This window comes from Sutcliffiella sp. NPDC057660, assembly GCF_042800035.1.
In the GTDB taxonomy this organism is placed as follows: Bacteria; Bacillota; Bacilli; order Bacillales; family Bacillaceae_I; genus Sutcliffiella_A.
Window position 1 is genome coordinate 58,205 of record NZ_JBHVHV010000010.1, and the last position, 24,997, is coordinate 83,201.

22 protein-coding genes and 1 other annotated feature are annotated in these 24,997 nt (G+C 44.8%); of the genes, 3 read left to right on the forward strand and 19 right to left on the reverse strand.

All coding sequences use genetic code 11. The annotated features are described in order from the left end of the window. Window positions 1-33: 33 nt before the first annotated feature. Window positions 34-300 (reverse strand) — a binding site (T-box leader). A gap of 119 nt (window positions 301-419) precedes the next feature. Continuing rightward, window positions 420-596 carry an RNA polymerase subunit sigma-70 gene (locus ACFVAD_RS12860; protein ID WP_386640457.1) on the reverse strand — a complete coding sequence of 59 codons (177 nt, stop codon included), beginning with the start codon at window positions 594-596 and terminating at the stop codon, window positions 420-422. 134 nt (window positions 597-730) lie between these two features. Between ACFVAD_RS12860 and ACFVAD_RS12865 the strand changes: the two genes are divergently transcribed. Further along, entirely contained in the window at window positions 731-2,500 is a 1,770-nt protein-coding gene (locus tag ACFVAD_RS12865; RefSeq protein ID WP_386640460.1) for an N-acetylmuramoyl-L-alanine amidase family protein, read from the forward strand. 128 nt (window positions 2,501-2,628) lie between these two features. On the opposite strand, the gene dtd is transcribed toward ACFVAD_RS12865, so the two are convergent. The 8 genes from dtd to ACFVAD_RS12905 form a co-directional block, all read right to left on the reverse strand. Then, a complete protein-coding gene (dtd, locus tag ACFVAD_RS12870; protein WP_386640463.1) occupies window positions 2,629-3,069 on the reverse strand; it encodes a D-aminoacyl-tRNA deacylase in 441 nt (146 codons plus the stop codon). A gap of 16 nt (window positions 3,070-3,085) precedes the next feature. Next, the gene (locus ACFVAD_RS12875) at window positions 3,086-5,281 is read right to left on the reverse strand and encodes a RelA/SpoT family protein (RefSeq protein WP_386640467.1); all 2,196 of its coding nucleotides are present in this window, start codon (window positions 5,279-5,281) and stop codon (window positions 3,086-3,088) included. Between the two features lie 334 nt (window positions 5,282-5,615). Then, complete coding sequence (locus tag ACFVAD_RS12880) at window positions 5,616-6,128, reverse strand: adenine phosphoribosyltransferase (protein ID WP_386640470.1); 513 nt, start codon at window positions 6,126-6,128, stop codon at window positions 5,616-5,618. A 14-nt stretch (window positions 6,129-6,142) separates the two neighbouring features. Continuing rightward, entirely contained in the window at window positions 6,143-8,488 is a 2,346-nt protein-coding gene (gene recJ, locus ACFVAD_RS12885) for a single-stranded-DNA-specific exonuclease RecJ (protein ID WP_386640473.1), read from the reverse strand. 689 nt (window positions 8,489-9,177) lie between these two features. Then, window positions 9,178-9,477 carry a LapA family protein gene (locus tag ACFVAD_RS12890; protein ID WP_386640476.1) on the reverse strand — a complete coding sequence of 100 codons (300 nt, stop codon included), beginning with the start codon at window positions 9,475-9,477 and terminating at the stop codon, window positions 9,178-9,180. Window positions 9,478-9,503: 26 nt separating this feature from the next. Continuing rightward, window positions 9,504-10,397 carry a cation diffusion facilitator family transporter gene (locus ACFVAD_RS12895; RefSeq protein ID WP_386640479.1) on the reverse strand — a complete coding sequence of 298 codons (894 nt, stop codon included), beginning with the start codon at window positions 10,395-10,397 and terminating at the stop codon, window positions 9,504-9,506. A gap of 113 nt (window positions 10,398-10,510) precedes the next feature. Further along, entirely contained in the window at window positions 10,511-12,763 is a 2,253-nt protein-coding gene (secDF, locus tag ACFVAD_RS12900) for a protein translocase subunit SecDF (protein WP_386640482.1), read from the reverse strand. 196 nt (window positions 12,764-12,959) lie between these two features. Next, window positions 12,960-13,241 carry a post-transcriptional regulator gene (locus tag ACFVAD_RS12905; RefSeq protein ID WP_386640484.1) on the reverse strand — a complete coding sequence of 94 codons (282 nt, stop codon included), beginning with the start codon at window positions 13,239-13,241 and terminating at the stop codon, window positions 12,960-12,962. A gap of 156 nt (window positions 13,242-13,397) precedes the next feature. Here ACFVAD_RS12905 and spoVB point away from each other — a divergent pair, with 156 nt between their 5' ends. Continuing rightward, window positions 13,398-14,954 (forward strand): stage V sporulation protein B, encoded by a 1,557-nt coding sequence (spoVB, locus tag ACFVAD_RS12910; RefSeq protein ID WP_386640487.1) that lies wholly within the window; start codon window positions 13,398-13,400, stop codon window positions 14,952-14,954. A gap of 484 nt (window positions 14,955-15,438) precedes the next feature. Here spoVB and ACFVAD_RS12915 read toward each other — a convergent pair whose 3' ends face one another. After that, window positions 15,439-16,095 carry a DUF421 domain-containing protein gene (locus ACFVAD_RS12915; RefSeq protein WP_386640490.1) on the reverse strand — a complete coding sequence of 219 codons (657 nt, stop codon included), beginning with the start codon at window positions 16,093-16,095 and terminating at the stop codon, window positions 15,439-15,441. A 126-nt stretch (window positions 16,096-16,221) separates the two neighbouring features. Continuing rightward, window positions 16,222-17,502, reverse strand: coding sequence for an ArsB/NhaD family transporter (locus ACFVAD_RS12920; RefSeq protein WP_386640492.1), 1,281 nt, complete (start codon window positions 17,500-17,502; stop codon window positions 16,222-16,224). A gap of 142 nt (window positions 17,503-17,644) precedes the next feature. On the opposite strand from ACFVAD_RS12920, the gene ACFVAD_RS12925 reads away from it, so the two are divergent. Next, window positions 17,645-18,034 (forward strand): TIGR04086 family membrane protein, encoded by a 390-nt coding sequence (locus ACFVAD_RS12925; RefSeq protein ID WP_386640494.1) that lies wholly within the window; start codon window positions 17,645-17,647, stop codon window positions 18,032-18,034. 54 nt (window positions 18,035-18,088) lie between these two features. Here the strand turns inward: ACFVAD_RS12925 and yajC are convergent, their stop codons facing one another. The 8 genes from yajC to ACFVAD_RS12965 all read right to left on the reverse strand — a co-directional run bounded on the left by yajC (window position 18,089) and on the right by ACFVAD_RS12965 (window position 24,918). Then, complete coding sequence (gene yajC / locus ACFVAD_RS12930; protein ID WP_386640496.1) at window positions 18,089-18,352, reverse strand: preprotein translocase subunit YajC; 264 nt, start codon at window positions 18,350-18,352, stop codon at window positions 18,089-18,091. A gap of 42 nt (window positions 18,353-18,394) precedes the next feature. Next, complete coding sequence (gene tgt / locus ACFVAD_RS12935; RefSeq protein ID WP_386640498.1) at window positions 18,395-19,534, reverse strand: tRNA guanosine(34) transglycosylase Tgt; 1,140 nt, start codon at window positions 19,532-19,534, stop codon at window positions 18,395-18,397. A 21-nt stretch (window positions 19,535-19,555) separates the two neighbouring features. Further along, window positions 19,556-20,584 carry a tRNA preQ1(34) S-adenosylmethionine ribosyltransferase-isomerase QueA gene (queA, locus tag ACFVAD_RS12940; protein ID WP_386640500.1) on the reverse strand — a complete coding sequence of 343 codons (1,029 nt, stop codon included), beginning with the start codon at window positions 20,582-20,584 and terminating at the stop codon, window positions 19,556-19,558. 37 nt (window positions 20,585-20,621) lie between these two features. After that, window positions 20,622-20,822, reverse strand: coding sequence for a DUF2905 domain-containing protein (locus ACFVAD_RS12945; RefSeq protein ID WP_386640861.1), 201 nt, complete (start codon window positions 20,820-20,822; stop codon window positions 20,622-20,624). Continuing rightward, window positions 20,819-21,820, reverse strand: coding sequence for a Holliday junction branch migration DNA helicase RuvB (ruvB, locus tag ACFVAD_RS12950; RefSeq protein WP_386640864.1), 1,002 nt, complete (start codon window positions 21,818-21,820; stop codon window positions 20,819-20,821). Before ruvB ends, ACFVAD_RS12945 begins: the two co-directional genes overlap by 4 nt. A gap of 18 nt (window positions 21,821-21,838) precedes the next feature. Beyond that, a complete protein-coding gene (ruvA, locus tag ACFVAD_RS12955) occupies window positions 21,839-22,453 on the reverse strand; it encodes a Holliday junction branch migration protein RuvA (protein ID WP_386640503.1) in 615 nt (204 codons plus the stop codon). A gap of 259 nt (window positions 22,454-22,712) precedes the next feature. Then, complete coding sequence (locus ACFVAD_RS12960; RefSeq protein ID WP_386640506.1) at window positions 22,713-23,279, reverse strand: BofC C-terminal domain-containing protein; 567 nt, start codon at window positions 23,277-23,279, stop codon at window positions 22,713-22,715. Window positions 23,280-24,174: 895 nt separating this feature from the next. After that, the gene (locus ACFVAD_RS12965) at window positions 24,175-24,918 is read right to left on the reverse strand and encodes a YhcN/YlaJ family sporulation lipoprotein (protein WP_386640508.1); all 744 of its coding nucleotides are present in this window, start codon (window positions 24,916-24,918) and stop codon (window positions 24,175-24,177) included. Window positions 24,919-24,997 lie beyond the last annotated feature (79 nt).

Genomic DNA, 24,997 nt, shown 5'->3' on the forward strand with positions numbered 1-24,997 from the left:
AAAAACTCCCGCCCCTTGCTTAACAATCGTTAAACAAGGGACGGGAGTTGAATTCCCGTGGTGCCACCCTAATTGAAGCAACGTTCATCAAAAAAACGATGAATGCATGCCTCCACTCATAGCAGTTAACGCCTGCAACGTCCTTCTCCTAGTAGAGCGGTGAGAACCACCATGCTTTTTCAGAGAGAATCCTAAGGAGTGTTCATTCATTAAGTCATCATGGGGAAATGCTTTCAGCCCAGGGCATTTCTTCTCTTTCCATGTGTATTCCCAACTACTGTTCTCCATCATTGGAACATTTTATAATTATGTAAAACCCAGTCTTACACCAGCTGCTTTTTCCAAGCAAGCTTTTCTTGATAAAAGTGTAAGTTTAATACTTGCTAGTATATATAGATTCAAAAGCAGTTGTCAAGGATTTATTGAAATCGATTCAGGTGTTTTTTTAATGCCTTCACATCACGTACAGTAATACCAAACTCCGATGCAAGCTCTACATAGGTGGAATCCTTCTCTTTTTCTATAAAATCGTGAAAGCTTACACCAAAAACATCTCTGCTTCCATAAGCATGGTTGTTCTTCTCACTAAATTTCATCGATGTTCGCCCCTTTTTCATAAACACTGACTACTAGTCTCCCCGTTTTTCGAAAAAAATTTCACTAAAAGGAGGATTTTTTATTCTTGATGCAGAAATAAGTAGGTTATCCTTTAGAATAGGAGGCTGTACTATTGCTTCAAAAATTACATATCTCAATTATCGGACTCTTACTTTTTTCTACTATTTTCACAACCATCCACCCCCCTTCCGCCGAGGCTGCTGGGACAATTGAGGTGGCTACGGATGTCCTGAATGTCCGGGAAAAGCCGGATGCCAATTCTCTCATCATTTCAAAAGTCATGCGGGGTGAGACCTATCCTGTCGTTGATTCAAAAGGCGAATGGGTAAAAATCCAGGTTACTTCCAGCAAAGCGGGCTGGGTCGCTTCCTACCTCGTGACCGACAAGGAGCAATCATCTTCACCTTCAAGGAACTCTGAATCGACCGATGTGGTTCAGGTGTTAACCGATGACCTTCGAGTCCGTTCAGGTCCTGGCACAAGCTTTAACGTGGTCGGTTTTATTCAAAGCTCAGATTCTGTAAGCTTTGTGGACCAGAATGAGAACTGGGTAAAAATCCGCACAACCGGATTGGAAGGCTGGGTATCCAGTGAATTTGTTAGTATCCAGACAAAAAAGAAGAAAAAAGAAACAACAGACGAGGAAAACCAAGAGGATGCAAACAATTCCCAAACAGCAACCGTTACAACTGATGGACTGAACATCCGCAGCGAACCAACCACTCAAAGCAAGGTAATCGGTACCCTGGCTAACGGAACGCTGGTAAACGTCTTAAACAAAAAATCCGACTGGCTGCAAATCTCCTTTGACGGGGAAACAGGATGGATTCATTCAGATTATGCAGAACTACATAACGGCAACATAGACACCCCTTCCAAGAAGAAGGATAGATCAGCTGCCACCATTTCCGTTTCCGGGTTAAATGTTCGGAGTGAGCCTAATCTCAACGGAAAAATTGTAGATCAGATCTCTCAGGGAACCGATGTCACGATTATCAGTGAACAGAATAGCTGGTGTGAAATAGAATACGCAAACGGCAATACAGGCTGGGTGGCAGGATGGTTTCTGGAGAGAAAATCCCCATCTGTCAATCCTGCCAATCTTACAGGAGAAGGAAGCATCATCATCCTGGATAACGGAACGAACATCAGAAGTGAACCAAATACAACTGCGAAAGTCGTCTACCGGGCAAATGAGGGTGAAACATTCTCCATTAAAGGATTAGAAAATGATTGGTACCAAATCGAATTATCAGATGGCACTATTGCCTATGTAGCGGGCTGGATCGTTACCACAAAGGGTCAGGCACCTACCATCACAAGAGCGGGGTCTGAACAGTATCTACGGAATAAAGTAATTGTCATTGATCCAGGTCATGGTGGAAAAGATGTTGGTGCCATCGGCGTGCAGGGAACCTATGAAAAGGATCTTACCCTAAGAACATCCAGACTTTTGCAGGACAAGCTGAAAGCAGCAGGAGCCACCGTCTACCTGACTAGGCAGAACGATTCGTTTGTAAGCCTGCCCGCCAGAGCCCGTACCGCCAATCATCATGGAGCGGATGTTTTCATCAGTGTCCATTATGACAGCATTGATGACCCGAGTGTAACAGGGACGACAACGTTCTATTATGGCGGCGCCGATCAGCAGCTTGCTGATTATGTTCATCAATCTTTAATTCAACTAACAAATTTACGTGATCGGAATGTTCGACAGGAGAATTACCTCGTACTAAGAGAAAATATGCAGCCATCGCTTCTTCTTGAGCTTGGCTATATCAGTAACCGCGGCGAAGAGCTGACCATTTTATCAAGCGACTTCCAGGAAAGAGCAGCAACCGGGATATATCAGGGATTGGCCCAGTATTTCCGTGATAGATAGTTTTAAGACAAGCGTTATGCCGGATTACGGCAACAACGCTTGTTTTTTATATGTGATGAATTTTCTGTGGATAAAACAAAATGCCAGCTGCCACTCATTTCTGAGCAGCAACCGGCATCAATTCTACATTATTTGCTTTCCACTATCAGCGTCACAGGACCATCATTGATGAAATCCACTTCCATCATGGCACCAAACTCGCCGGTTTCAACCTTTACACCCTTTTCGCGAAGCTTACCATTAAATGCTTGATATATCTTCGTTGCATGATCTGGCTTGGCGGCGTCCATAAAGTTTGGACGTCTCCCTTTGCGGCAATCACCGTACAGGGTGAACTGTGAGACGGAAAGGATCTCTCCACCTACGTTCAACAGGGAAAGATTCATCTTATCATTTTCATCTTCAAAAATCCGGAGGTTCACGATTTTGTCCGCCACAAATGCAGCATCCTCCAAGCTATCTTCGTGGGTCACGCCTACAAGCAGCATCAGCCCTTTGTCAATGCGTCCCACTACGTTTCCTTCTACTCGAACCTCTGCCCGTTTCGCTCGTTGCAATACTACTCTCATACCGGAAAACCCTCACTTACTGCATTATTCTTCGTACCGCATAGATGTCTGGAATCTGCTTGATGCGTTCCACGACCTTTTGCAGGTGGCTGATATTGTGGATGGCAATGGCCATATGAATGCTTGCCATTTTATTGCGATCCGATTTGCCTGAGACGGCGTTGATATCCGTTTTTGTTTCATTGACCGCCTGCAGCACCTCATTCAGGAGGCCTCTGCGATCGTACCCTGTGATTTCTATTTCCACATTGTACTCACGGTTTTCTTTCATGTCGCCTTCCCACTCTACATCAATGATGCGGTCGGTCGTTTCCGCAACAACGTTTGCACAATCTGCACGATGGACCGATACCCCGCGTCCACGAGTGATGAAACCGACGATTTCGTCGCCAGGAACCGGATTACAGCATTTGGACAAGCGCACCAGAAGGCTGTCTATGCCTTGAACGACGACACCAGCATCCTTTTTCTTCTTTTGGGGTACCGTCTTTTTCTTCTCGGCATTTTCCGTTATATCTGTAATCTGCTGTTCCTGATCACGTTTGCGGCGCTGCTTTTCTGTCAGTCGATTGGCCACCTGCAGGGCGGTGATCCCGTTATAGCCGACTGCCGCAAACATATCCTCTTCGTTCATGAAATTGAACTTTTCAGCTACTCTGCTAATGTTCTCTGATTGAAGGATCTCCTTCAAATCAAAGTCCATATTCTTGATTTCTTTTTCGACCAGATCACGGCCTTTTTCAACATTCTCTTCGCGGCGCTGCTTTTTGAAGAACTGACGGATCCTGTTTTTGGCCTGGGAAGTCTGCGCAAGCTTCAGCCAATCCTGGCTCGGACCATACGAATGCTTGGAGGTCAGAATTTCGATGATGTCACCGGTCTTTAATTTATAATCAAGGGTGACCATTTTCCCGTTCACTTTTGCACCAATCGTTTTGTTCCCGATCTCCGAGTGTATGCGATAGGAAAAATCGATTGGAACCGATCCCGATGGAAGCTCAATAACATCGCCCTTTGGTGTAAACACAAATACCATGTCGGAGAAAAGATCGATTTTCAGAGATTCCATAAATTCCTCGGCATTGGTCGCATCATTCTGCCACTCCAGAATTTCGCGGAACCATGTAAGCTTTTCTTCTAAAGTGGAACGTTCATCTGCCACCTTATCCTCTTTATACGCCCAGTGCGCAGCAATCCCGTACTCTGCGATCTGATGCATTTCAGATGTGCGGATCTGCACTTCAAGCGGGTCCCCTTTAGGTCCGATGACGGTCGTATGAAGAGACTGGTACATATTCGGTTTAGGCATGGCAATGTAATCCTTGAAACGGCCAGGCATCGGCTTCCAGCATGTGTGAATGATTCCAAGGACGGCATAGCAGTCCTTGATGCTGTTCACAATGATGCGCACCGCCAACAGGTCGTAGATTTCACTGAACTGCTTGTTTTGCATGACCATTTTGCGGTAGATGCTGTATATATGCTTCGGACGGCCGGAAAGATCCGCTTCAATTTCCACTTCCTCGAGTCGTTCTGTCACTTCTCCCATTACTTCCTTGATATACAGCTCACGCTCGGCACGCTTGCGCTTCATCAGATTGACGATGCGGTAGTATTGCTGGGGGTTAAGGTAGCGTAAGGCAGTATCCTCAAGCTCCCATTTTATTTTTGAAATCCCCAGACGGTGAGCAAGCGGTGCGAAAATCTCCAAGGTTTCATTGGAAATCCGGCGCTGCTTCTCCTGCGGAAGGTGCTTTAATGTCCGCATATTATGAAGGCGGTCTGCCAGCTTAATGAGAATCACGCGGATGTCCTGTGCCATGGCGACGAACATTTTCCGATGATTTTCGGCCTGCTGCTCTTCCTGGGATTTGTATTTGATTTTACCCAGCTTGGTTACGCCGTCCACCAGCATGGCAACCTCTGCATTGAATGCTTCCTTTATCTCATCCAATGTGATGGCTGTATCTTCGACAACATCATGAAGAAACCCAGCCGCAATGGTAGATGGATCTAGGTCAAGGTCGACAAGGATGCCTGCGACCTGTATCGGATGGATAATATAAGGCTCACCTGATTTACGATACTGTTCTGCATGAGCATTTTTAGCAAACTCATAAGCCTTTTCTAAAAATGCGATGTCCTCGCTCTTTAAATAGCGCCTCGCATTATCTATCACCTGGTCTGCAGTTAACACTTGCTCATTTGCCATATTTCTACTCACCTTTTTGACTTTCTCTTATTTGTATGAAGTATTTGAAAACTTGTTCCGTTCCAAGTCTTATTCATTATAGACAGATTACTCTAATGTTTATAAATAAAAATATATTGTAATTATTATCATGAAATTTCAAGTAGATGTAAAGGGCTTATGTAGCAAAAATAAAGATTTGTCGACAGATTTTTTAGGAATCCCTGTAAAATTCATACTTTTTCTGTGAAAAATTTAACAAATCGATGATTTTGCACGTCGAGAAGATAGAATGGGAGGGGAAAAATATGAAAAAAACTAGAGCAAGGATGAGTTGCTCTAGTCCGTATAAATTTTAGTATTTCATCAATGTTAAAATATCAAAGTCATTCAGCTTGCTGCGTCCGTCCAGGTAGGACAGTTCGATCAGGAACGCAATTCCAGCTACCACTCCGCCCAGCTCTTCCACTAGCTTGATGGTCGCTTCGATTGTTCCTCCGGTTGCAAGCAGATCGTCCGTGATCAGTACACGCTGACCTGGTTTGATTGCATCCTTGTGAATAGTCAGAACATCTTTTCCGTATTCAAGGCCATATTCCACTCGCGCAACTTCACGAGGCAATTTTCCTTCTTTACGTACAGGAGCAAAACCAACTCCCAAAGAATAGGCAACCGGGCAGCCGATAATAAATCCACGAGCTTCCGGTCCGACAACAAGGTCAATTTGCTTTTCACGAGCATATTCAACAATCTGGTCTGTTGCATAGCGGTATGCATCACCATTGTCCATTAATGTCGTAATGTCCTTAAATTGAATACCCGGTTTTGGCCAATCAGGAACAATCGTAATATATTTCTTTAAATCCATCTTCTTTTTTCCTCCTATGAATGAACAGTGCACTGTTTGGTTAGATGCTGATCAAACCACGCTTTTAATTGTTTATATGAAGAGTATAAAAACAAGTTTTCAAGCATCACTTGCTGCTGCTTTTTGCGATATGTCGGAGACTCTTCAAAATCCCGTTTTTTCGCTGCATTGTTTAATGCGATAAAGCCCTTGTCTATTGTAACAAATTCTAGTTCAAAAAACACCTGTGACATGAAATCTATTGTTTCTTTTGACCAACCTCGATGTTTCGCGATTTCTTCGGCATACCTATTCAAATCAAACGGAGCTTTTTTGGACAGGAAGCCGTAATACCACTTAAAGTGGTCGCGAGTCGGGATCGTGGAAAAATAATGATTTTCCTTTTGATGAAAAGAAGCGTAGATCCGGGACGGTGAAGAGCTTCGCAAAAGGCTTGCAAGTGTTTCCTCTTCGTTCGGAATATCCAGCAGCACGATATGTTTATCCTCTACATCGATTTCTGTTCCTGGCTCAACATGTTTAAGATAAGGAAGATGTTCCTCTCCTATTTTCACTTCTTCCAATGTTGCAGTATTAAAGAAAAGTATTTGTAAATTCTTCTTATCTAGTCCTTGCAGGGTTTGATTCAGCTGACCAGCTGAACGAATATCAAACAGCTGCCACTCTGCAATTCTAAGGTCCTTTACAAAAAGCTGGGGCTTTCGGAAATTATTCCACTCATTGATGGCAAGCTCCCCCAAAACATCCAGGGACGCAATTGGAGATACATGGTGATAGGTTTCCCCAAATCCGAACCCGACACAATCCAGCGAGCTTCCCTCCTTTTCGATGACAAGCTTAAGGTGGTTACTTTTGTTGCCTATCTGACGAATCTGTTGCGGCAATGCACCTTTCACCAATACTTTGGGCTTCGGATTTGCAACGCCGTATGGAGCAAGCTTCTCCAACTGCTCGATTGTTTCCAATGTTACTTCGTTCAGTTCACATTCGATATCCACTTCAGTAATAGGGGTGAAATCTTCCTCCGTCAAGATGGTATCTGCAATCGTCATCATTCGATTGCGGAGCTCGTCCACATTTTCCAATTTCAATGTCATTCCAGCTGCCATCGGATGTCCGCCAAAGTGAGGGAGAATATCCCTGCAAGTGGAAAGGTTTTCGAACAGGTCAAACCCCGGTATGGATCGCGCCGAACCTTTTGCAAGACCCTTTTCTTCATCAAGGCTAAGCACGATGGTCGGTCGATAGAAACGGTCCACCAGCCTTGAGGCCACAATACCGATGACTCCGGCATTCCAGTTATGTCCTGTTACGATAAGAAATGAATTCTCATCTGGAGGGTACATTTCCTCAACCTGTTTGATCGCTTCTTCTGTAATTTGCGTGACAATCTGCTGTCTTTCTTTATTGTATGCTTCCATTTCTTCGGCCAGCTCTTTTGCTTCTTCCGCATCTTCTGTCATTAACAGGTGGACGGCTGGGTCTGCATTGTCGAGGCGACCAACCGCATTGATTCTTGGTCCGATGGAGAACCCGATTGTCTCTTCTGTAATGGTATGGAGTTCTACCCCGCATTTTTGCAGCAAGGCCTTTAATCCGACTCTTTTGGTCTGCTGCATCTTTTTGATCCCTTTGGAAGCCAGTAGTCTGTTTTCATCCACCAGAGGGACCAGGTCAGCAATCGTTCCTATAGCCGCCACTTCCAGAAGGTGCTCCGGGTTCTTCCCGAGTAGTGCATGGGCCACTTTATAGGCGACTCCAACTCCAGCAAGATCCTTGAATGGATAAGAGCACGTTTCTTTCTTTGGATGGATCATGGCAAACGCATCCGGTAGAACAGGTCCAGGCTCGTGGTGATCGGTGATGATCAAGTCGATACCCAACTCTCTTGCAACATCCGCTTCATGCAGAGCGGAAATTCCGGTATCGACTGTGATAATGACAGAATAGCCGTTATCACTAGCTTGCCTGAAAGCAGTTTCATTTGGTCCATAACCTTCTGTAAAACGGTTTGGAATATAGAAGTCCACCGACGCCCCTTTTTCTCGCAGAGCTGTAACCATCACAGTGGTACTGCTTACTCCATCGGCATCATAATCGCCGAACACCAAAATCTTTTCTTCATTCTGTATTGCCGTTTCTATTCTCTGAACGACCTTATCCATGTCTTCCAACAGGAAGGGGTCGTGAAATTCTTGGGTCTCTGTATTCAAAAAGCTTTTTGCGGTCTCGTAATCATCCAGTCCCCTGTTTACAAGGAGAGAAGCAATAAGAGGCGCCACTTTCAGGCTTTCCGCCAAATTCCGTACCTGCTCTTGGTCAGGCCTATTTACATTCCAACGTGATTTAGAAGCTAGCAAACGAATTCCTCCCTTAGCCTAACTTATTATACTAGAGAGAGGGGCTCCCTTCAATTGGGAAAAGTGAGTTATTCACTTTAGGGAGCATGGCGTTTCTTTGTTTGAGTCGGGTTTTAAAATAATGGAGTTTTTGTCTCTGATAAACACCGCTGTTGATTTCCGCAATAGGCTACGCTTTCCGCGGGGCGTTAGTGGAGCCTCCTCGGCTTCGCCTGTGGGGTCTCCACTGAACACCATCTCCCGCAGGAGTCTTCGCCTATTGCTCCAATCAACAGCTAGATTCTTAAAAAATCAACACTAGACATTAAATAGAGATCCCAATGCGAAAAGTTACACTAAGAGACATATTTAGTGTAGCCGCTATGCGTCACATACTGCCCCTGTTGATTGGAGTGCAAGGTGTGAGACTCCTCGAAAATGCGAGCATTTTCTTCGTGCGATGTATCGCTGCCGCAGCCTTCCTTGTCCTGCGGGAGATAGCGGTAGGCTTGAGACCCCGCAGGCTATGCCGAGGAGGCTCAAGCATCGCCCCATGGAAAGCGAACGCCTGGAACGGAAATCAACAGGGAGTCAAATAGTACACTCAGTTATTTCTGGGTAGCCATCGCCATCCAATAAAAAATGCAGCCCAACTAAATTGGACTGCAAGACACTGAAAAATTGTTAATGTCATAAGCTAATTACCTACCTCAAATTGTACCTTTCTCTTCTTCGGTTTTATTGGGCACCTTCACATTTTCTGATGAAGGTTTTTCCATATGCCTTGGCTTGGCTTGCATTTTCCGCTTCAGCTTGATTACCTGGTACACACCGATGGAACCGGCAATGACGATTCCCATCAATGCGGAGAATAGAATGACCAATACGAGGGGCCATTCCGCTGTTCCAAACAAATAGTTAACTTCCACAGGCGCTACATTGAGTACAGCAAAGATTGCCACTATGATGGTAAAGATAAATCCGGCTAATAGATACCATTGACTTTTCATATTCACTCCTCCTTCAAATCCTGTGATCAAGATTCCGAATAGGGATTGATATGCACAAACACATCCTGGACTTCACGGTTTTCAAGCAGTTTCGCCTTTACATCTTTCCCTATCTTATGCCCTTCTTCTACCGTTATGTAAGGGTCCACAGATATTTTCAGGTCCACAATGACATAATGTCCGTGTTCCCTCGCATGCAATGCATCAATCTTAAGGACACCTGGAACGGAAGTCACCACTTCTCTGAACTCATCTGTATCTTCCTCATGCATGACATGATCCATCGTATTGTGGATGGACTCTGAACCCAGCTGCCACGAAATCTTCATGATCAAGGCGGCTACAAAAAGACCTGCTACCGGATCAAGATAGACCAGCCAATCCACTCCGATATAATCTCCGAAAATCGCCCCCCCGATCCCTATGAGGGCTGCAATGGAAGAAAACACATCAGACCTATGTTCATATGCATTGACAATAATGGCGTCACTCTTTATTTTCTTTCCCAAATTATACTTATAGCGAAACATCGCTTCTTTTACGACAATGGAAATAATCACGACATACACGGCCAGCATCTTTGGTGCATCGATAGGCTCAAAGAATGCTGCGAAGGAGGATTTCCCTATTTCGAAGCCAACAATCAGCAAAAGGACAGCAACAATTATGGCTGCGATATTTTCCGCCTTGCCATGCCCGTAAGGATGATCTTCATCCGGTGGCTGTTTGGCAGCCTTCAGTCCTATGTATACCGCTAGGGAGCCTGCTACATCTGAAGCGGAATGGACTGCATCCGCAACTAGTGCGCGGCTATTTGCAACAACACCGGCCCATCCTTTGAGAATGGCAAGCACTATATTCCCCACGACACCTACCAACGCGGCAAATTCCGCTTTTTTAAAGCGCTCATTATGGTCCAAGACGCACACCTCTCTTTTTCATGCTTCTTCTATTGTACCCGAAACTTCCTCTATATTTTACTATATATAAAAAATGCCGCAGAAATTGCTTCTGCGGCATTTTTTCATAGGATTTATACTTCAGGCTCCGCTTCTTCAAGCTGGACCTTTTTCGGTTTGGACAATTGTTTATGCTTCCAGATCAGCCATAGCTGTGCCGCTATGAACAGGGAGGAATAAGTACCTGCCACCAAACCTACAAGCAAGGCAACAGAGAAGCCTGTAATGGATTCACTTCCGAAGATCAACAGACCGATTACTGCAAAGACAACCGTAATGACCGTATTAATGGAACGGACGAACGTTTGCTGCAAGCTTTTATTGACAATCTCAGCCAAATCTTCATAAGTTTTGATCCGTTTTTTCTTCTTCATATTCTCTCTGATCCGGTCAAAGGTAACAATCGTATCATTGATGGAATACCCGACAATGGTAAGGACTGCAGCAATGATCGTGATATCCACCTCCAATCGTACAAGACTGAAGAATGCGACCATGAAAAATGCATCATGGAAGAGTGCCACGATAGCGGCAAGAGCAAACAGCCACTCAAACCTGATGGTCACATAGATGATGATTCCGATCGCAGCGATCAGTACCGCGAAAAAAGCATTTCGGGCAAGCTCCTGACCTACTGTAGGAGAAACTGTGCTGACATTTGGCTCTGACCCGTATTTATCTGCAACGGATGTTTTTATCTCTGCTACTTCCGACTGCGTAAAGCTGTCCAAATATCTTGCAACAGCTATTTCATTATTATTTCCTGCCAATACGACATCTTTAGGCTCATATCCGAGCGCAGTCAATTCCTCGGTCACTTCTTTTGCGGAAAGACTGGAATCGGCCATTATTTCCACACGTGTTCCACTTGCAAAGTCTATTCCCAGATTCAGGCGGAATACCGCAAGGAGAATGATACCTATAACAATCATCGTTCCCGAGAAAATAAAGAACTTTTTGCTGTGTTTTACAAAATCCCAATTTTCATAACGGTTTGGAGGTTCTGTATGTTCATCTGTCATATTGATATCCAGAACGTCAGCCTTCTTCACTCCAAATAAGTGCGGCTTCTTGTTCAGCGCTCTACTGGACACCCACAATCCAAGAAGAAGACGTGTTCCGAAAACTGCTGTAAGAAAACTTAACAGGATACTCACAATAAGCATGGTTGCGAACCCTTGTACAGAACTGGTACCGTATACGAACATTACAGCCGCTGCAAGCAGGGTAGTGATGTTCGCATCCAAAATAGTGGAAAGGGAGTTGCGGTTCCCTGCCCTGAATGCGGACATAGGTGTTTTACCAAGCTTCAGTTCTTCTTTAATACGTTCATACGTGATAATGTTGGCATCAACTGCCATACCGACACCCAAAATGAGTGCTGCGATACCTGGAAGGGTTAGGACCCCATTCATCAGATCAAACACTAACAGAATCAAGAAAATATATACACTTAACGTGATAATTGCCACGAATCCAGGAAGACGATACACATAAAGCATGAAAAGGAATATGATGCTTATCCCGATTGCTCCTGCCAATACCGTTTTCTGAAGGGCAGCTTCACCGAACTTCGCTCCAACGGATGTGGAATATACTTCTTCCAATTCAACTGGGAGTGATCCTGCATTCAAAAGCTCAGCCAGCTCTTTTGCCGATTCCACCGAGAAGTTTCCACCTTGGATCTGAACTTCAGTGGTATTGAAAACTTCATCCACTCCAGCAGCAGAAAGGAATTTAGGGTCAGGCTTCTGCGATTCTGCTTCATAGGAGTCTACTCCTTCTTCAAAATCAAGCCAGATGACCATAAGGTTCTGCCCTGGCCCCATCTCTACCACCTGTCGTGTTACATCCGCAAACTGATCTGCCGATTTCAGTTTTAATGCCACGCTTGGGCGGTTGTTGGAATCAAAAGATTGTGTTGCACCATTCTCGGCAAGTGCCGATCCGTTCATCAGTTCTTTATCATTTATATCACGGAAAGATAATTTAGCCTCCGTTGAGAGGAGCTCCCTTGCTTTCGTCTGATCGTCTACACCAGCAAGCTGAACACGGATGCGATCATCACCCTCAATTTGAATATTAGGTTCACTTACACCCAATACGTTTACACGCTTATTCAAAGCGCTTACCGTACTGACGAGCGTCTCCCGGTCTAATGCCGCATCCTTATTGATGGGCTTTACCTCATACAGAATCTCAAATCCACCCTGCAGGTCAAGACCAAGCTTGATATCGTTTGCGATAGGCTTTGTAAATACTCCTATTACACTTCCTAATAGAATGAGAAGTAAAAAGAAAGCCACTATCCGTCCTCTTTTAACCACTATAAATCCTCCTTCTGCTTTTACCACTGGTGAGTGTTATTTATTACTACGGACACTTGGCATAAACTTGGACTTTTTTTGTGTTTATATGTAAAGAAAAGTGCAATAGTTGGAATATCAATAAAGCCAATATTTTGCCATCATGTACCATTATGAGTTAACTCTTTCCTACTGTCAATTCTTGTTGAAACTGGTTCTAATCCCTTTGTTCCTGAAAAAAGTTAGGCGCTTTATACGCTTCAATCGTGATATAGCTCATGTAATCGGTAATGGAAAGCCCATACACATCATTAACAAGCTGATGCAGCATTTTCGTCTCTGGGCGCTTCCATGTTTTACGTGTCAGACATTCCCATAATTCATCCTCGGTCACTTTATCATAGCCAAACAGCTGGAATTCCTCCAGCTTGCTTTGCAAAACAGGTGTCAAGTCGCTTCGGAAAAGATCATACGCATGATAGTTCGTCTCTTTCATCATTCAAGGTACCTCCATTTTATTTTCTACATAGAAATGTACAAGTGCATCATGCCTCTCCCTTTAAAAAGCGACCAATTCCTTGTCATGCTCGGCCTATGTACAAGCATATAGATAATTGTATACGATATGACGTTAATTGAGAAGGCAGGTTATAGCATGACGAAGCAAACCTTTTTAAGGGGAACGCTGATCCTCATTGTAGCCGGATTCATCACCCGTATTCTGGGGTTCATTAATCGGATTGTGGTTGCCAGATTTATTGGCGAGGAAGGCGTAGGTCTTTATATGATGGCTGTTCCGACTCTCGTTCTTACGATTACCATTACACAGCTCGGACTGCCGGTTGCCATCTCCAAGCTTGTCGCCGAAGCGGAAGCACAGGGAAACCACCGCAAGATAAAGAAGATTCTGATCGTCTCGCTTGCCACTACCGGTACTTTGAGCATCATCTTTACACCGGCCATGATTCTTCTGGCTCCTTATCTATCCACAAATCTCTTCACAGATCCAAGAACGTACTATCCATTGCTTGCCATCGCACCTGTTGTCCCGATCATTGCGATATCCTCCGTATTGCGCGGCTATTTCCAAGGCAGGCAGAATATGAAACCATCCGCCATCTCCCAGGTTATCGAGCAGGTGGTCCGCATTTCGCTTGTTGCTGCATGTACAAAGGCACTGCTTCCATACGGGATCGAATATGCCGCTGCAGGGGCGATGCTTTCTGCCGTTGCAGGTGAGTTGATATCCTTGCTTTACATGGTATTTGTCTTTAAAAATAAAAAGAGTTTTCGGCTGCGAAAGAAATTTTTCAGCTATGTGGGAGAAGGGAAACAAACATTCAACGATTTGATGCGGATTGCCATCCCGACAACCGGTAGCCGGATGATCGGTTCCATCGCATGGTTCTTTGAGCCTATTGTAGTGGCACAAAGTCTGGCAATTGCGGGGGTAGCCACGTCACTTGCTACAAAGCAGTATGGAGAATTAGTAGGTTTTGCACTTCCGCTTCTCATGCTGCCATCCTTTATTACTTATTCCTTATCGACTGCCCTAGTTCCTGCCATTAGTGAGGCGGCAGCGAAAAAAAACTCGATTCTTATCGAACATCGCCTGCAGCAGGCACTGAGATTATCCTTTGTCTCAGGTGGAATAGCCGTTGTCCTGCTTTTTGTTTTTGCCGATCCCATCATGCTCTTCATGTACGGAAGCAGTAAAGCGGCCATATATATTAAAGTGATGGCTCCTTTTTTCCTGTTCTACTATTTCCAAGGACCACTTCAGGCAACGCTGCAGGCGCTCGATCTGGCAAAGGCCGCGATGATCAACAGCTTTATCGGGGCTTTGGTGAAAACCGGCGTGATCTTCGTGCTGGCCAGTAAGCCAAGCTTCGGTATCATGGGGGCGGCACTCGGAATCGTGATCGGCATGATGCTCGTTACGATGCTTCATATGGCCACCATCATGAAGGTCCTCTCCTATTCCCTTTACGTCCGGGATTATGTAAAAAGCTTCATCACCATGGGTATTTGCACCATCAGTGGTAAATGGATGCTCGATCATTGGCTGCTCGACCTGACCCTTGGGAAACGAAGCTTACTCTTCATTTTCCTTACCTGTCTGCTCTATATCGCCCTCTTGTTCCTGTTCGGCCTTGTCAAAAGGGAGGAGCTTGCGCGGGTACCGTTTTTGAGAAGGTGGATAGTCAAATAAAAACAGTGGCGAATTTTTTAAACCGTATATAAAAAAGTAAAACTCGCCGTAGTAATTGGCGAGTTTCTTTATTAGGTATACAATATATAAATAAAACCTTTGTCACAGATGATTCGGTTCGTCGTAATCTTTTATATAAAATGTCTTGTCCTTTCTCGAAGAACCAGAAAAAGAAAAATAAGAGGAGATTTTCCGGTTAAATGCAGAATGTAGCTTGTTTCGGGGGAATTAAGGGGAGTTTTTACGCTTATGCACAGCAAAATCACCAATTTTCGAATTTTTCGAGGCAATAGGCGGAATTTCTCCGTCTATTTCAGCCTTTTTTAATAGTAATGACTAATTAAACGGAATTTCTCCGTCTATCAATCCTTTCTAGTGCTTAACCTGATCTCCCAACCGATAAGTGCGAACCCACTTGATCCTAGTCAATTAATTTGATTTCACCTGAAAACGGACCTCTTTAAGAATTTCTCGCCACTGTCTTTTATTCGTCTATTAAATCAATAAAGAATACGCCGTCATTGTAGCTGCAGTAGGAAATTTTCCTAAAATCTTTATATCCCAGATTTCGTAGTTGCTGTCGAAGCCAAAGGTTGGTTTTCCCGATCTGCTGTAGATGTTCATCCTGGATTGCACCGTCCATGATCAATGGCAGATTGAGTGTGCCCTCCTCCTTATTTTCCCTGTCTTTGTTTTTTTCAAAGACAGAGAGCTTTCCGGATGCCTCCAATATGGCAAACTCGACATCCGCCACGTTTTTCACATTCTTTTCCCGAAGCTGTACGAGTAGATCTTCAAAATTGTAGCGCTGTTTCCTCATCTCTTTTTCATCAATTTTTCCATTGTTAATGATGACACTCGGCTTTCCATCAATCAGCTCTCGTATTCTCTGGCTTTTGAGCGATATGAATGCAAGGATGATTTGGATGCCCATCAGGATCAACATTGGCAATAGGGCGACCATCAATTCGTCTTTCGGATTCTCAATGGCAACTACCGCCATCTCCGCAATCATGATAAAGACGACCAGATCGAGTACGCTCAATTCCCCAATCTCCCGCTTCCCCATCACCCGGAAGATAAAGAGGATCACGATGTAAAGAAAAATAGTCCGCGCGATTATGATTACGTACTCCTCCATAGAGAATGATCGCCTCCTTTTGCAACGAGCTCCAAAAAACATGTTAGGGATAGTCTTTGCAAGAAAGGAATTTTCATGTCAAACAGGATTTTCCAAGTACAGATAACGGATGTTTTCGCATGAAGCCTAAAAATAAATTAAATACCTGAAGTATATATAAACAGTCGAGATTATTAAGGAGAAAATCACTACAGTTAGTCCAATCTTCATAAAGGAAAGGAAACCTAGCGGATGATTGGATTTTGCTGCTAGGCCTGCCACCACCAAATTGGACGATGAACCAAGCAAGGTGCCATTGCCTCCCAAGCAGGCACCAAGCGCAAGCGACCACCATAACGGGTCCAGATTCGTCATCCCATAGTCCTCGAATTCGCTGATTACAGGAATCATGGCAGCGACAAAAGGAATGTTATCCACGAAACCAGAAAGAAGCCCGGTCAGCCAAAGAATCAAAAGGGCAGTCGTTTTGTAGTCCCCTTCAGTAGTAAAAATGATTCCCCTTGCCAGTTCGTCGATGATACCCACTTCCTCCAGTCCTCCGACCAATAGAAACAGCCCCATGAAAAAGAATAGAGTTCCCCATTCCACCTCTTTGAATATCTCCTCCGGCTTATACACGTCATGCGTTAAAAACAGGAGCAGCAGGGCACCTGCCATCGCCACCGTTGTCAGCTCAAGATGGAGGAAAGTGTGCAGCATAAATCCAGCGATGGTAATCCCCAGAACGGAAAGGGACTTTACCAGCGTGAAGTTCCAGTTCACTTCTGCTTTCAGCGACCGGAGATTTTGTTGAAGCTCTGCGCTTACTTTCAATTTTTTCCGATACAGCAAAATAAGCCCGCCCATTGTGGATAAAAAAATGATGAAAACAATTGGAGCAAGATGCATCAGAAAAGCATTGAAGGTCAAATGTTCCACCGCCTGCCCTATCATGATGTTCGGTGGATCGCCAATCAAAGTAGCAGTACCCCCGATATTTGCAGAAAGTATCACCGCAACCAAATAAGGGATAGCCGGCAATCCAAGCATAGTTGTCAAGGTCAGGATGATTGGAACCAGTAGAAGGACAATCGTTACATTCGCCAAAAAAGCGGAACCGAATGCTGTAAGGACAGAAACTGCTATTAAAAGAGGGATCCCCCTCCCATTGACCGCTTTTGCCAAGACAATTGCAATGTATTCAAAAATCCCGGTTTGACTGGTGATAGTCACGATGACCATCATGGAGAAAAGCAGCGAAATCGTGTTCCAATCCATATACGTCAAAAAAGCGGTATCTGTTGTGAGGACGCCGGCCATAAGCATTCCCACTCCCCCGATACAAGCTATAACGGCCCGGTCATATTTTTCTGTCATGATTACCACATACGTCAGGATAAAAATGATTAAAGTCATTATCGTAAGCATTGTTCTTCCACCCAGCCTCTCCGTTCTCTCCCCTTCTACATTGTATGACGCATGTCCCAGAAAATATTTGTATTCTATATTTTTCTCCTGGTGAATATGCTTGTATTACTTACCATGTTGGACAAAGAGAGGAGAAAGAACAATGGAATCAAAAAGACTGGGACTCGCCATCATGTATGGCCTTATTACAATTTTTATATTCGCTATAGCAACAAGCCTGCTTTTTTCTTTATTGCTTCGTTTTACATCCCTCCAGGAATCTAGTGTAGCCTGGATCATTCTGACACTTTCCTTTTTAACCCTCTTTATTGGCGGCTTCGTATCAGGAGGCAAGGGCAGGGAAAAAGGCTGGATGCTTGGAGGTGCGACAGGAGGGGCTTATTCGCTCATCATTTTCCTGTTTCAGTATCTGGGTAACGATTCACTTTTTTCAATGAATCAGCTTTTCTTCCACTTGGGCTTTATCGCCGTTGCCATGCTTGGCGGTATCATTGGGGTCAACCTGAGCGGCGGGAAAATTTCCAAAGCTTAATAAAAAAAGAGCATGCATCACTCCATTTGATGGATTGAGCATGCTCTTTTACTATTAGTCCTTGTTTACATCTCTGATCGCTTGACGATCGTATGTAAGACGAGATCCGTCACCTGTTTTCAGGACGATTTTGTCCTCATCCAGTGCATCCACGATTCCGTGCAACCCACCGATTGTAACAATTTTATCTCCCTTTTGCAGGTTTGTCTGCATTTCACGCACTTGCTTCTGACGCTTCTGCTGTGGACGAATTAAAAGGAAGTAGAAAATAGCAAACATTAGTAGTAAAGGCCAAATTACTCCAAGAATATCTTGCATTTATAGTCCTCCTTTCTTTGTGTGAATAGTTGGGAAGAAGTTTTAGAAGTTTTTGGCATTCGGTTTATTGAATCCATATTTCTCAAAAAACTCTTCTTTGAAGTCCCCAAGGCGATCTTCTCGGATTGCTTGACGGACTTGCTCCATTAATTTTACCAGAAAATATAGGTTATGGTAAGTTGTAAGGCGAATTCCCAAAGTTTCGTCACATTTGATTAGGTGACGAATGTAAGCTCTGGAATAATTTGTACAAGTATAGCAATCACACTCAGGATCTAGTGGACCAAAATCACGTGCAAACTTCGCATTCTTCACAACAAGACGCCCTTCACTTGTCATTAATGTCCCATTACGTGCAATTCTAGTCGGCAGCACGCAGTCAAACATATCAATTCCACGTATTGCTCCATCAATAAGGGAATCCGGTGAACCAACACCCATCAGGTAGCGAGGCTTATCAGTAGGCAGCCATGGCGTGGTAAACTCAAGTGTACGGTTCATGACATCCTTTGGCTCTCCAACTGAAAGTCCCCCGACTGCATAGCCTGGGAAGTCCATGGACACAAGATCCTGTGCACTTTGCTTACGCAAATCTTCATACTCCCCACCTTGGACAATCCCGAATAATCCCTGATCCTGTGGACGCTGATGCGCTTTAAGACAGCGTTCTGCCCAGCGGGATGTACGCTCTACCGATTTTTTCATATACTCATGTGTTGCAGGGAAAGGAGGACATTCATCGAATGCCATCATGATATCGGAGCCCAGATCGTTCTGGATCTGCATCGCTTTTTCAGGAGATAGGAAAAGCTTGTCCCCATTCATGTGATTGCGGAAGTGAACGCCTTCCTCTTCAATTTTACGAAGATCACTCAAACTGAATACCTGGAATCCTCCTGAGTCTGTCAAAATGGCACGATCCCAGTTCATGAATTTATGAAGACCGCCCGCTTCCTTGACGATCTCATTTCCGGGACGAAGCCAGAGATGATACGTATTACTCAAGATGATGCCGGCACCCATGGATTTAACATCCTCCGGTGACATCGTCTTTACTGTCGCCAAGGTTCCTACCGGCATAAAGACCGGTGTTTCAAAGGAACCGTGTGGCGTGTGCACGATACCTAGACGTGCTCCTGTCTGCTTACAAGTTTTGATTAGTTCATATCTGATTGCTGTCATTGGATTCTCCTTAGTACTCTCTTATAAAATTAGCATAGCATCTCCAAAACTGAAAAAGCGATACCTTTCGTTTACTGCTTCCTCGTAGGCTTTCATCACATGCTCGCGACCTGCCAGGGCACTGACCAGCATGATCAAAGTTGATTTCGGCAGATGGAAGTTTGTGATCATTCCATCAATTGCCCTGAATTCATAGCCCGGATAGATGAAGATGTTCGTCCAGCCGCTCGCTTCCACAAATTCGCCATGGTCACGTGCAATCGTCTCCAAGGTTCTTGTGGAGGTCGTTCCAACGGTTATAATCCTGCCGCCTTTTGCACGAACCTCATTCAACAGTCGTGCTGTACCTTCTGTTATCTGATAAAATTCCGCATGCATATCATGCTCTTCCACCGTATCCACACTGACCGGCCTGAATGTCCCAAGCCCGACATGCAAGGTAATGAAAGCAGTGTGCACCCCACGGTTGTTAAGTTCCTCCAACAATTCCTCCGTAAAATGAAGGCCTGCTGTCGGCGCTGCAGCTGAGCCCGTTTCCCTTGCAAAAACCGTCTGATAGCGGTCACGGTCTTCAAGCTGTTCCTTTATATATGGTGGCAGCGGCATTTCCCCGAGGCTTTCAAGGACCTCATAGAAGATCCCTTCATAGCGGAATTCGAGCTGTCTGCCGCCATGGTCACTTTCACTCACACATACAGCGGTCAATCTGCCGTCACCAAAGGAGAGGACAGTACCAGCCTTAACTCTTTTAGCCGGCTTGATAAGCGTTTCCCATGTGTCACCCTCGATTTGCTTCAAAAGGAGCACTTCAATCTTGCCTCCCGTTTCGGCTTTTACCCCGAAAAGTCTCGCAGGCAATACTCTCGTATCATTCAAAACGAGGCAGTCCCCTGACTTTACGTACTCCAAAATGGAGCGGAATGACGCTTCATGCTTGATTGCGCCGGTTTCTTTGTTCAATACCATCAATCTTGATGCTTCCCTTTGTTCCAGAGGTGTTTGCGCAATTAGCTCCTCCGGCAAATGGAAATCAAATAAATCTATTTTCATACTTTCACCTTTTTTCTATGCAATTCAATGTGAATCTTTACTTAAAACGTCCAATAAAATAAAAGACGAGACTCAGTACTATGCTGATGATAATGGAGGTGATGATCGGGAAAAAGAACGTGAAGTTCCCTTTTTTCACGACGATATCTCCGGGAATCTTGCCGACAACCTGCCACAAAAATCCTACTAGCAACAGCACAGCACCAACGACCATCAGCATCTTTGGCAGTTCCATTATTCCTTTGGCACCTCCATGTCAAAGTGACGGTAAACAAGATCCGTCACAACCCGTCCTCTCGGCGTTCGCTGGAGAAAACCGATTTGAAGAAGATAGGGTTCATACACATCTTCAATCGTGTGGGATTCCTCCCCTATAGTTGCGGCAATTGTGTCGACTCCGACCGGTCCGCCTCGGAATTTTTCAATGATCCCCATGAGCAGCTTATGGTCGATATGATCCAACCCGAGCCGGTCCACCTGTAGGCGATCCAATGCTTCTTTTGCCAAGAATGAATTTATCGTCGTTTTCCCCAATACCTGTGCAAAATCACGGACACGCCTTAATAGGCGGTTGGCGATACGGGGTGTTCCACGTGCTCTTCTGCTGATTTCGGTTGCTGCATCCATTTCCAAGCCGATATCTAGGATCTGGGCCGTTCTCATACAGATCTCGGTAAGCTGCTCTTCATTATAATATTCCAAGCGGCTTAGTACACCAAAACGGTCACGGAGCGGAGCGGTCAACAATCCAACCCTCGTTGTTGCCCCTACCAGGGTAAACGGCGGCAGATCCAGACGTACAGACCTGGAGCTTGGGCCTTTGCCAATAACGATATCAAGGCAATAGTCTTCCATTGCAGGATACAGGACTTCCTCGATGGAGCGATGAAGACGGTGTATTTCATCTATGAATAACACATCTCCCGGCTCAAGGGAGGAAAGGATGGCGGCAAGATCCCCAGGACGCTCGATTGCCGGTCCTGAGGTTGTTCTCAACTGCACGCCCATTTCATTGGCGATAATCGCGGCAAGCGTCGTTTTCCCAAGGCCTGGCGGTCCGTAAAGAAGCACATGATCCAAGGTCTCCTGTCTCATTTTCGCGGCCTGAATGAAGACTTCCAGATTCTCTTTGACTTTATCCTGTCCGATATACTGCTGCAATGTCTGGGGACGCAGGCTGTATTCCAGTGACTGATCCTCCATGGTTGCGTCTTGTGACACCATACGGTCATCCATCATTTATGATTCACCCCTCTACTTTAGGAGTAGCTGTAACGCTCTCTTGACATATTGATCTGTGGATAGCTCCTCTTTTTGCAGTGCAGGCATGATCTTTTTGATTTCCCTCTCACCATATCCAAGAACCTGCAGGGCTTCCATCGCTTCTTCAAGTGCCACATTATTCGAACTGCCAGTAGCCGGCATATCGACTCCCGGTTGAAAAAGATCCGGAAATGCACTTGGAACCAAGTCATTCAGCTTTCCTTTTAGATCAAGGATAATCTGCCTTGCCGTCTTTTTCCCGACGCCAGGGAACTTGATCAAGAATTTCTCATCTTCATTTTCTATTGCGTGGACCACCTGTGCAGGCTGTCCGGATGCAAGGATGGCTAGGGCCCCTTTTGGACCGATCCCTGTTACATTCAACAGTTTCATAAACAAGTTCTTATCTTCCCGTGTTTTGAAGCCGTATAAAGCAAGGATATCCTCTCTCACATGCTGGTATGTATAAATAGTCACTTCTTTATCACGATCCACAGTATAGCTGAACGGGTTTGGCGCGTGAATCTGATAGCCTACTCCCATCACCTCCACTACCACGTATTCCGGTGATACATATTCCACAAAGCCTCTAATGAAATCTATCAATGGTACAAAACTCTCCTTTAAAATCATCTACTCTCCATTTTACCATAAGTTTTAGAAAAGCAGCATTGGATTATCGGAGAGGATTGCATTATCGTTCCAATCAACGGGAAAAACAGACTGGCAAATTGCCAGCCTGTTAATGTGCTCTTTTCCCGTGTAATCGATTTATTTTCTTTTGAATTCTACAGGGATATGTGCTGTAAAAAATCAAAAAGCCGATTTTTAACGGACAAAAGCAATAAACTTCACGAAAAGAGCCTTATTGTTTTTGTGAGGAATATGGCTTGAATGTTTCCAGCACCTGTACATATTCATCCTTGGAAACCACCCTGATTCCCCCTTTTAACTTTTCATGCTGATGGCTTTCCAGTTTCCCTACATCGATCTGGAAAAAGGACTGAATGATCTTGGATGCCTCAGTCGGCTTTCCTTCATATATCGTAAGAACACCGTCATTGGATATGCCGAAATAGCCGTTTGTCTTCAATAGCGGGGAAATGTCATCAATATATTGCTGAAACACAATCTGTTCTTCATTTAAGTCTATCACTTGCCAATTATCGTATTCCGCCCAAAAATCCTCCATCGCCCATACGGTTTCCTGCAACGTTTCTTCGCTCACTTCTCCATCTAGATAAATGCGCTCCAGCACAACTTTTAGCGTTAAGGGTCCATTGATTTCATATACTTCCTCTAATACTTCTTCTTCTACAATCTCGTTTTCATCGGCGGCACCTTGATAAGTGGAAAAGCTGTAAAGTGCTCCACATGTTGTGATAAATGCTGTGATCATCAGCCAGAATTGCTTTGGAATGATGGGTTTCATCTTGGATAGCCCCCTCACATTCTATAAGATTTAGTTCTTTAGGTTATTAAGCTAGTCTTGTCTTTTTTAGTTTGACCAGTTTTTGGGGATTTAGTCTTTTGGGGTTAAATGTTTTTTTGTAGGGATGGAGGGTTTGGTGGGTTTGGTGGGTTTGTTGGGGAGGGATGCTTAAGACCGGGGTCTGACCCTCGCAGGTTTATTGATGTTTAGGTTGCGAGGGGAGTATTTTCAGAGTTGTTTTTATATAGGTACGGGGGGAGGGTCAGACCCCTTACTTTTTTTGTTTTTTATGTTGTGTGGTTTTGGCGAAGAGCCTTGGGGGCTCTTTGGCTGAATTTGTTTTTTGGGGATTTAGGGTTTGGTGGGGGTGTTGTGGTAGATGGCTTTGGAGGTATTGTTGGGGAGGGATGCTCAAGACCAGGGTCTGACCCTCGCTGTTTTTTTGGGATTTAGGTTGCGAGGGGAGTATTTTCAGTGTGGTTTTTATTTTGGGACGGGGGAAGGGTCAGACCCCTTACTTTTTTTGTTTTTTATGTTGTGTGGTTTTGGCGAAGAGCCTTGGGGGCTCTTTGGCTGATTTTGTTTTTTGGGGATTATGGTTTGGTGGGGGTGTTGTGGTAGATGGCTTTGGAGGTATTGCTGGGGAGGGATGCACAAGACCAGGGTCTGACCCCTCGCTGTTTTTTTTGGATTTAGGTTGCGAGGGGAGTATTTTCAGTGTGGTTTTTATTTTGGGACGGGGAGAGGGTCAGACCACTTACTTTTTTTGTTGTCTATGTTGTGTGGTTTTGGCGAAGAGCCTTGGGGGCTCTTTGGCTTTATTTTGTTTTTTGAGACTTATGATTTGGTGGGGTGTGGTTAAAAAAACGAGGCAGACGGGTGTCTGCCTCTTGGGTTAGCGGCCTGGGACCATGGTGTTGATGAGGTCTTTGATTTCGGAGTTGATGTCGTCGACCGGTCCTCCGCCACGCAGGTCGTTGTCTAGTTGTCGTACTGTGTGAAATGTTCCATCGTCGACTACGACGCGACAGTCTTTTCCGTTGACTAGCGGTTTGACTGCTCGGCGTACGTCTTTGGTTAATTGCTGCTCGTTTGCGTCTTTATTTGGTTCCACAGCGATCAATATGTCGTCCCCATAGGTTACGGCACGTGCATTTTTCACACCTTTCACCTTGGAAGCGCGATCAGCAAGCTTTTCCGTTAGACGTCCATTATAGTTGTTATAATAGGACGGATTAGCGATATTATGGACACCGTCAAGCTGTCCATGATAATTTTTATCGCTGCGGCTATATAGACGCTCATGATCATACTGCTTTCCTCTGTTGGTTGCAGGAGAAGCGGTATTACGATTGTTGTTGTCGTTGTTGCGACGCTCACCATACACGACTGCGCGATCCATGATCTCGTTAAGCGGACCGTCGTTATCATCCATGATACGAGCATTACCTCGTTCTTCTTGTGTTGCAGGGCGGTTACGGTCATTGTTTACATTCGGGTTGTGCTCACTTGTGTAATACCCCATAGGACTTGTTTCTTCATAGTACCTGTTATCAGCAGCACTGTTACCGCCGCCGCATCCTGTAAGTCCCCCCAGCAAAAATGCCGCTGAAGTAACCGTTAAGACAGACTTCCTCAATGTAAAAACCCCCTAACCAGTCAGTTGAGTACAAAGTGTACTCCCTCTTAGCTTGACTGATTAAGGGGTTTTTTATTTT

What these genes read in the sequence shown, in the direction of transcription:
- ACFVAD_RS12860 (WP_386640457.1), bottom strand. Translation starts at nt 596, where the DNA reads ATGAAATTTAGTGAGAAGAACAACCATGCTTATGGAAGCAGAGATGTT.
- dtd (WP_386640463.1), bottom strand. Translation starts at nt 3,069, where the DNA reads ATGAGAGTAGTATTGCAACGAGCGAAACGGGCAGAGGTTCGAGTAGAA.
- ACFVAD_RS12875 (WP_386640467.1), bottom strand. Translation starts at nt 5,281, where the DNA reads ATGGCAAATGAGCAAGTGTTAACTGCAGACCAGGTGATAGATAATGCG.
- ACFVAD_RS12880 (WP_386640470.1), bottom strand. Translation starts at nt 6,128, where the DNA reads ATGGATTTAAAGAAATATATTACGATTGTTCCTGATTGGCCAAAACCG.
- ACFVAD_RS12890 (WP_386640476.1), bottom strand. Translation starts at nt 9,477, where the DNA reads ATGAAAAGTCAATGGTATCTATTAGCCGGATTTATCTTTACCATCATA.
- ACFVAD_RS12905 (WP_386640484.1), bottom strand. Translation starts at nt 13,241, where the DNA reads ATGATGAAAGAGACGAACTATCATGCGTATGATCTTTTCCGAAGCGAC.
- spoVB (WP_386640487.1), top strand. Translation starts at nt 13,398, where the DNA reads ATGACGAAGCAAACCTTTTTAAGGGGAACGCTGATCCTCATTGTAGCC.
- ACFVAD_RS12915 (WP_386640490.1), bottom strand. Translation starts at nt 16,095, where the DNA reads ATGGAGGAGTACGTAATCATAATCGCGCGGACTATTTTTCTTTACATC.
- ACFVAD_RS12920 (WP_386640492.1), bottom strand. Translation starts at nt 17,502, where the DNA reads ATGCTTACGATAATGACTTTAATCATTTTTATCCTGACGTATGTGGTA.
- ACFVAD_RS12925 (WP_386640494.1), top strand. Translation starts at nt 17,645, where the DNA reads ATGGAATCAAAAAGACTGGGACTCGCCATCATGTATGGCCTTATTACA.
- yajC (WP_386640496.1), bottom strand. Translation starts at nt 18,352, where the DNA reads ATGCAAGATATTCTTGGAGTAATTTGGCCTTTACTACTAATGTTTGCT.
- tgt (WP_386640498.1), bottom strand. Translation starts at nt 19,534, where the DNA reads ATGACAGCAATCAGATATGAACTAATCAAAACTTGTAAGCAGACAGGA.
- queA (WP_386640500.1), bottom strand. Translation starts at nt 20,584, where the DNA reads ATGAAAATAGATTTATTTGATTTCCATTTGCCGGAGGAGCTAATTGCG.
- ruvB (WP_386640864.1), bottom strand. Translation starts at nt 21,820, where the DNA reads ATGGATGACCGTATGGTGTCACAAGACGCAACCATGGAGGATCAGTCA.
- ACFVAD_RS12960 (WP_386640506.1), bottom strand. Translation starts at nt 23,279, where the DNA reads ATGAAACCCATCATTCCAAAGCAATTCTGGCTGATGATCACAGCATTT.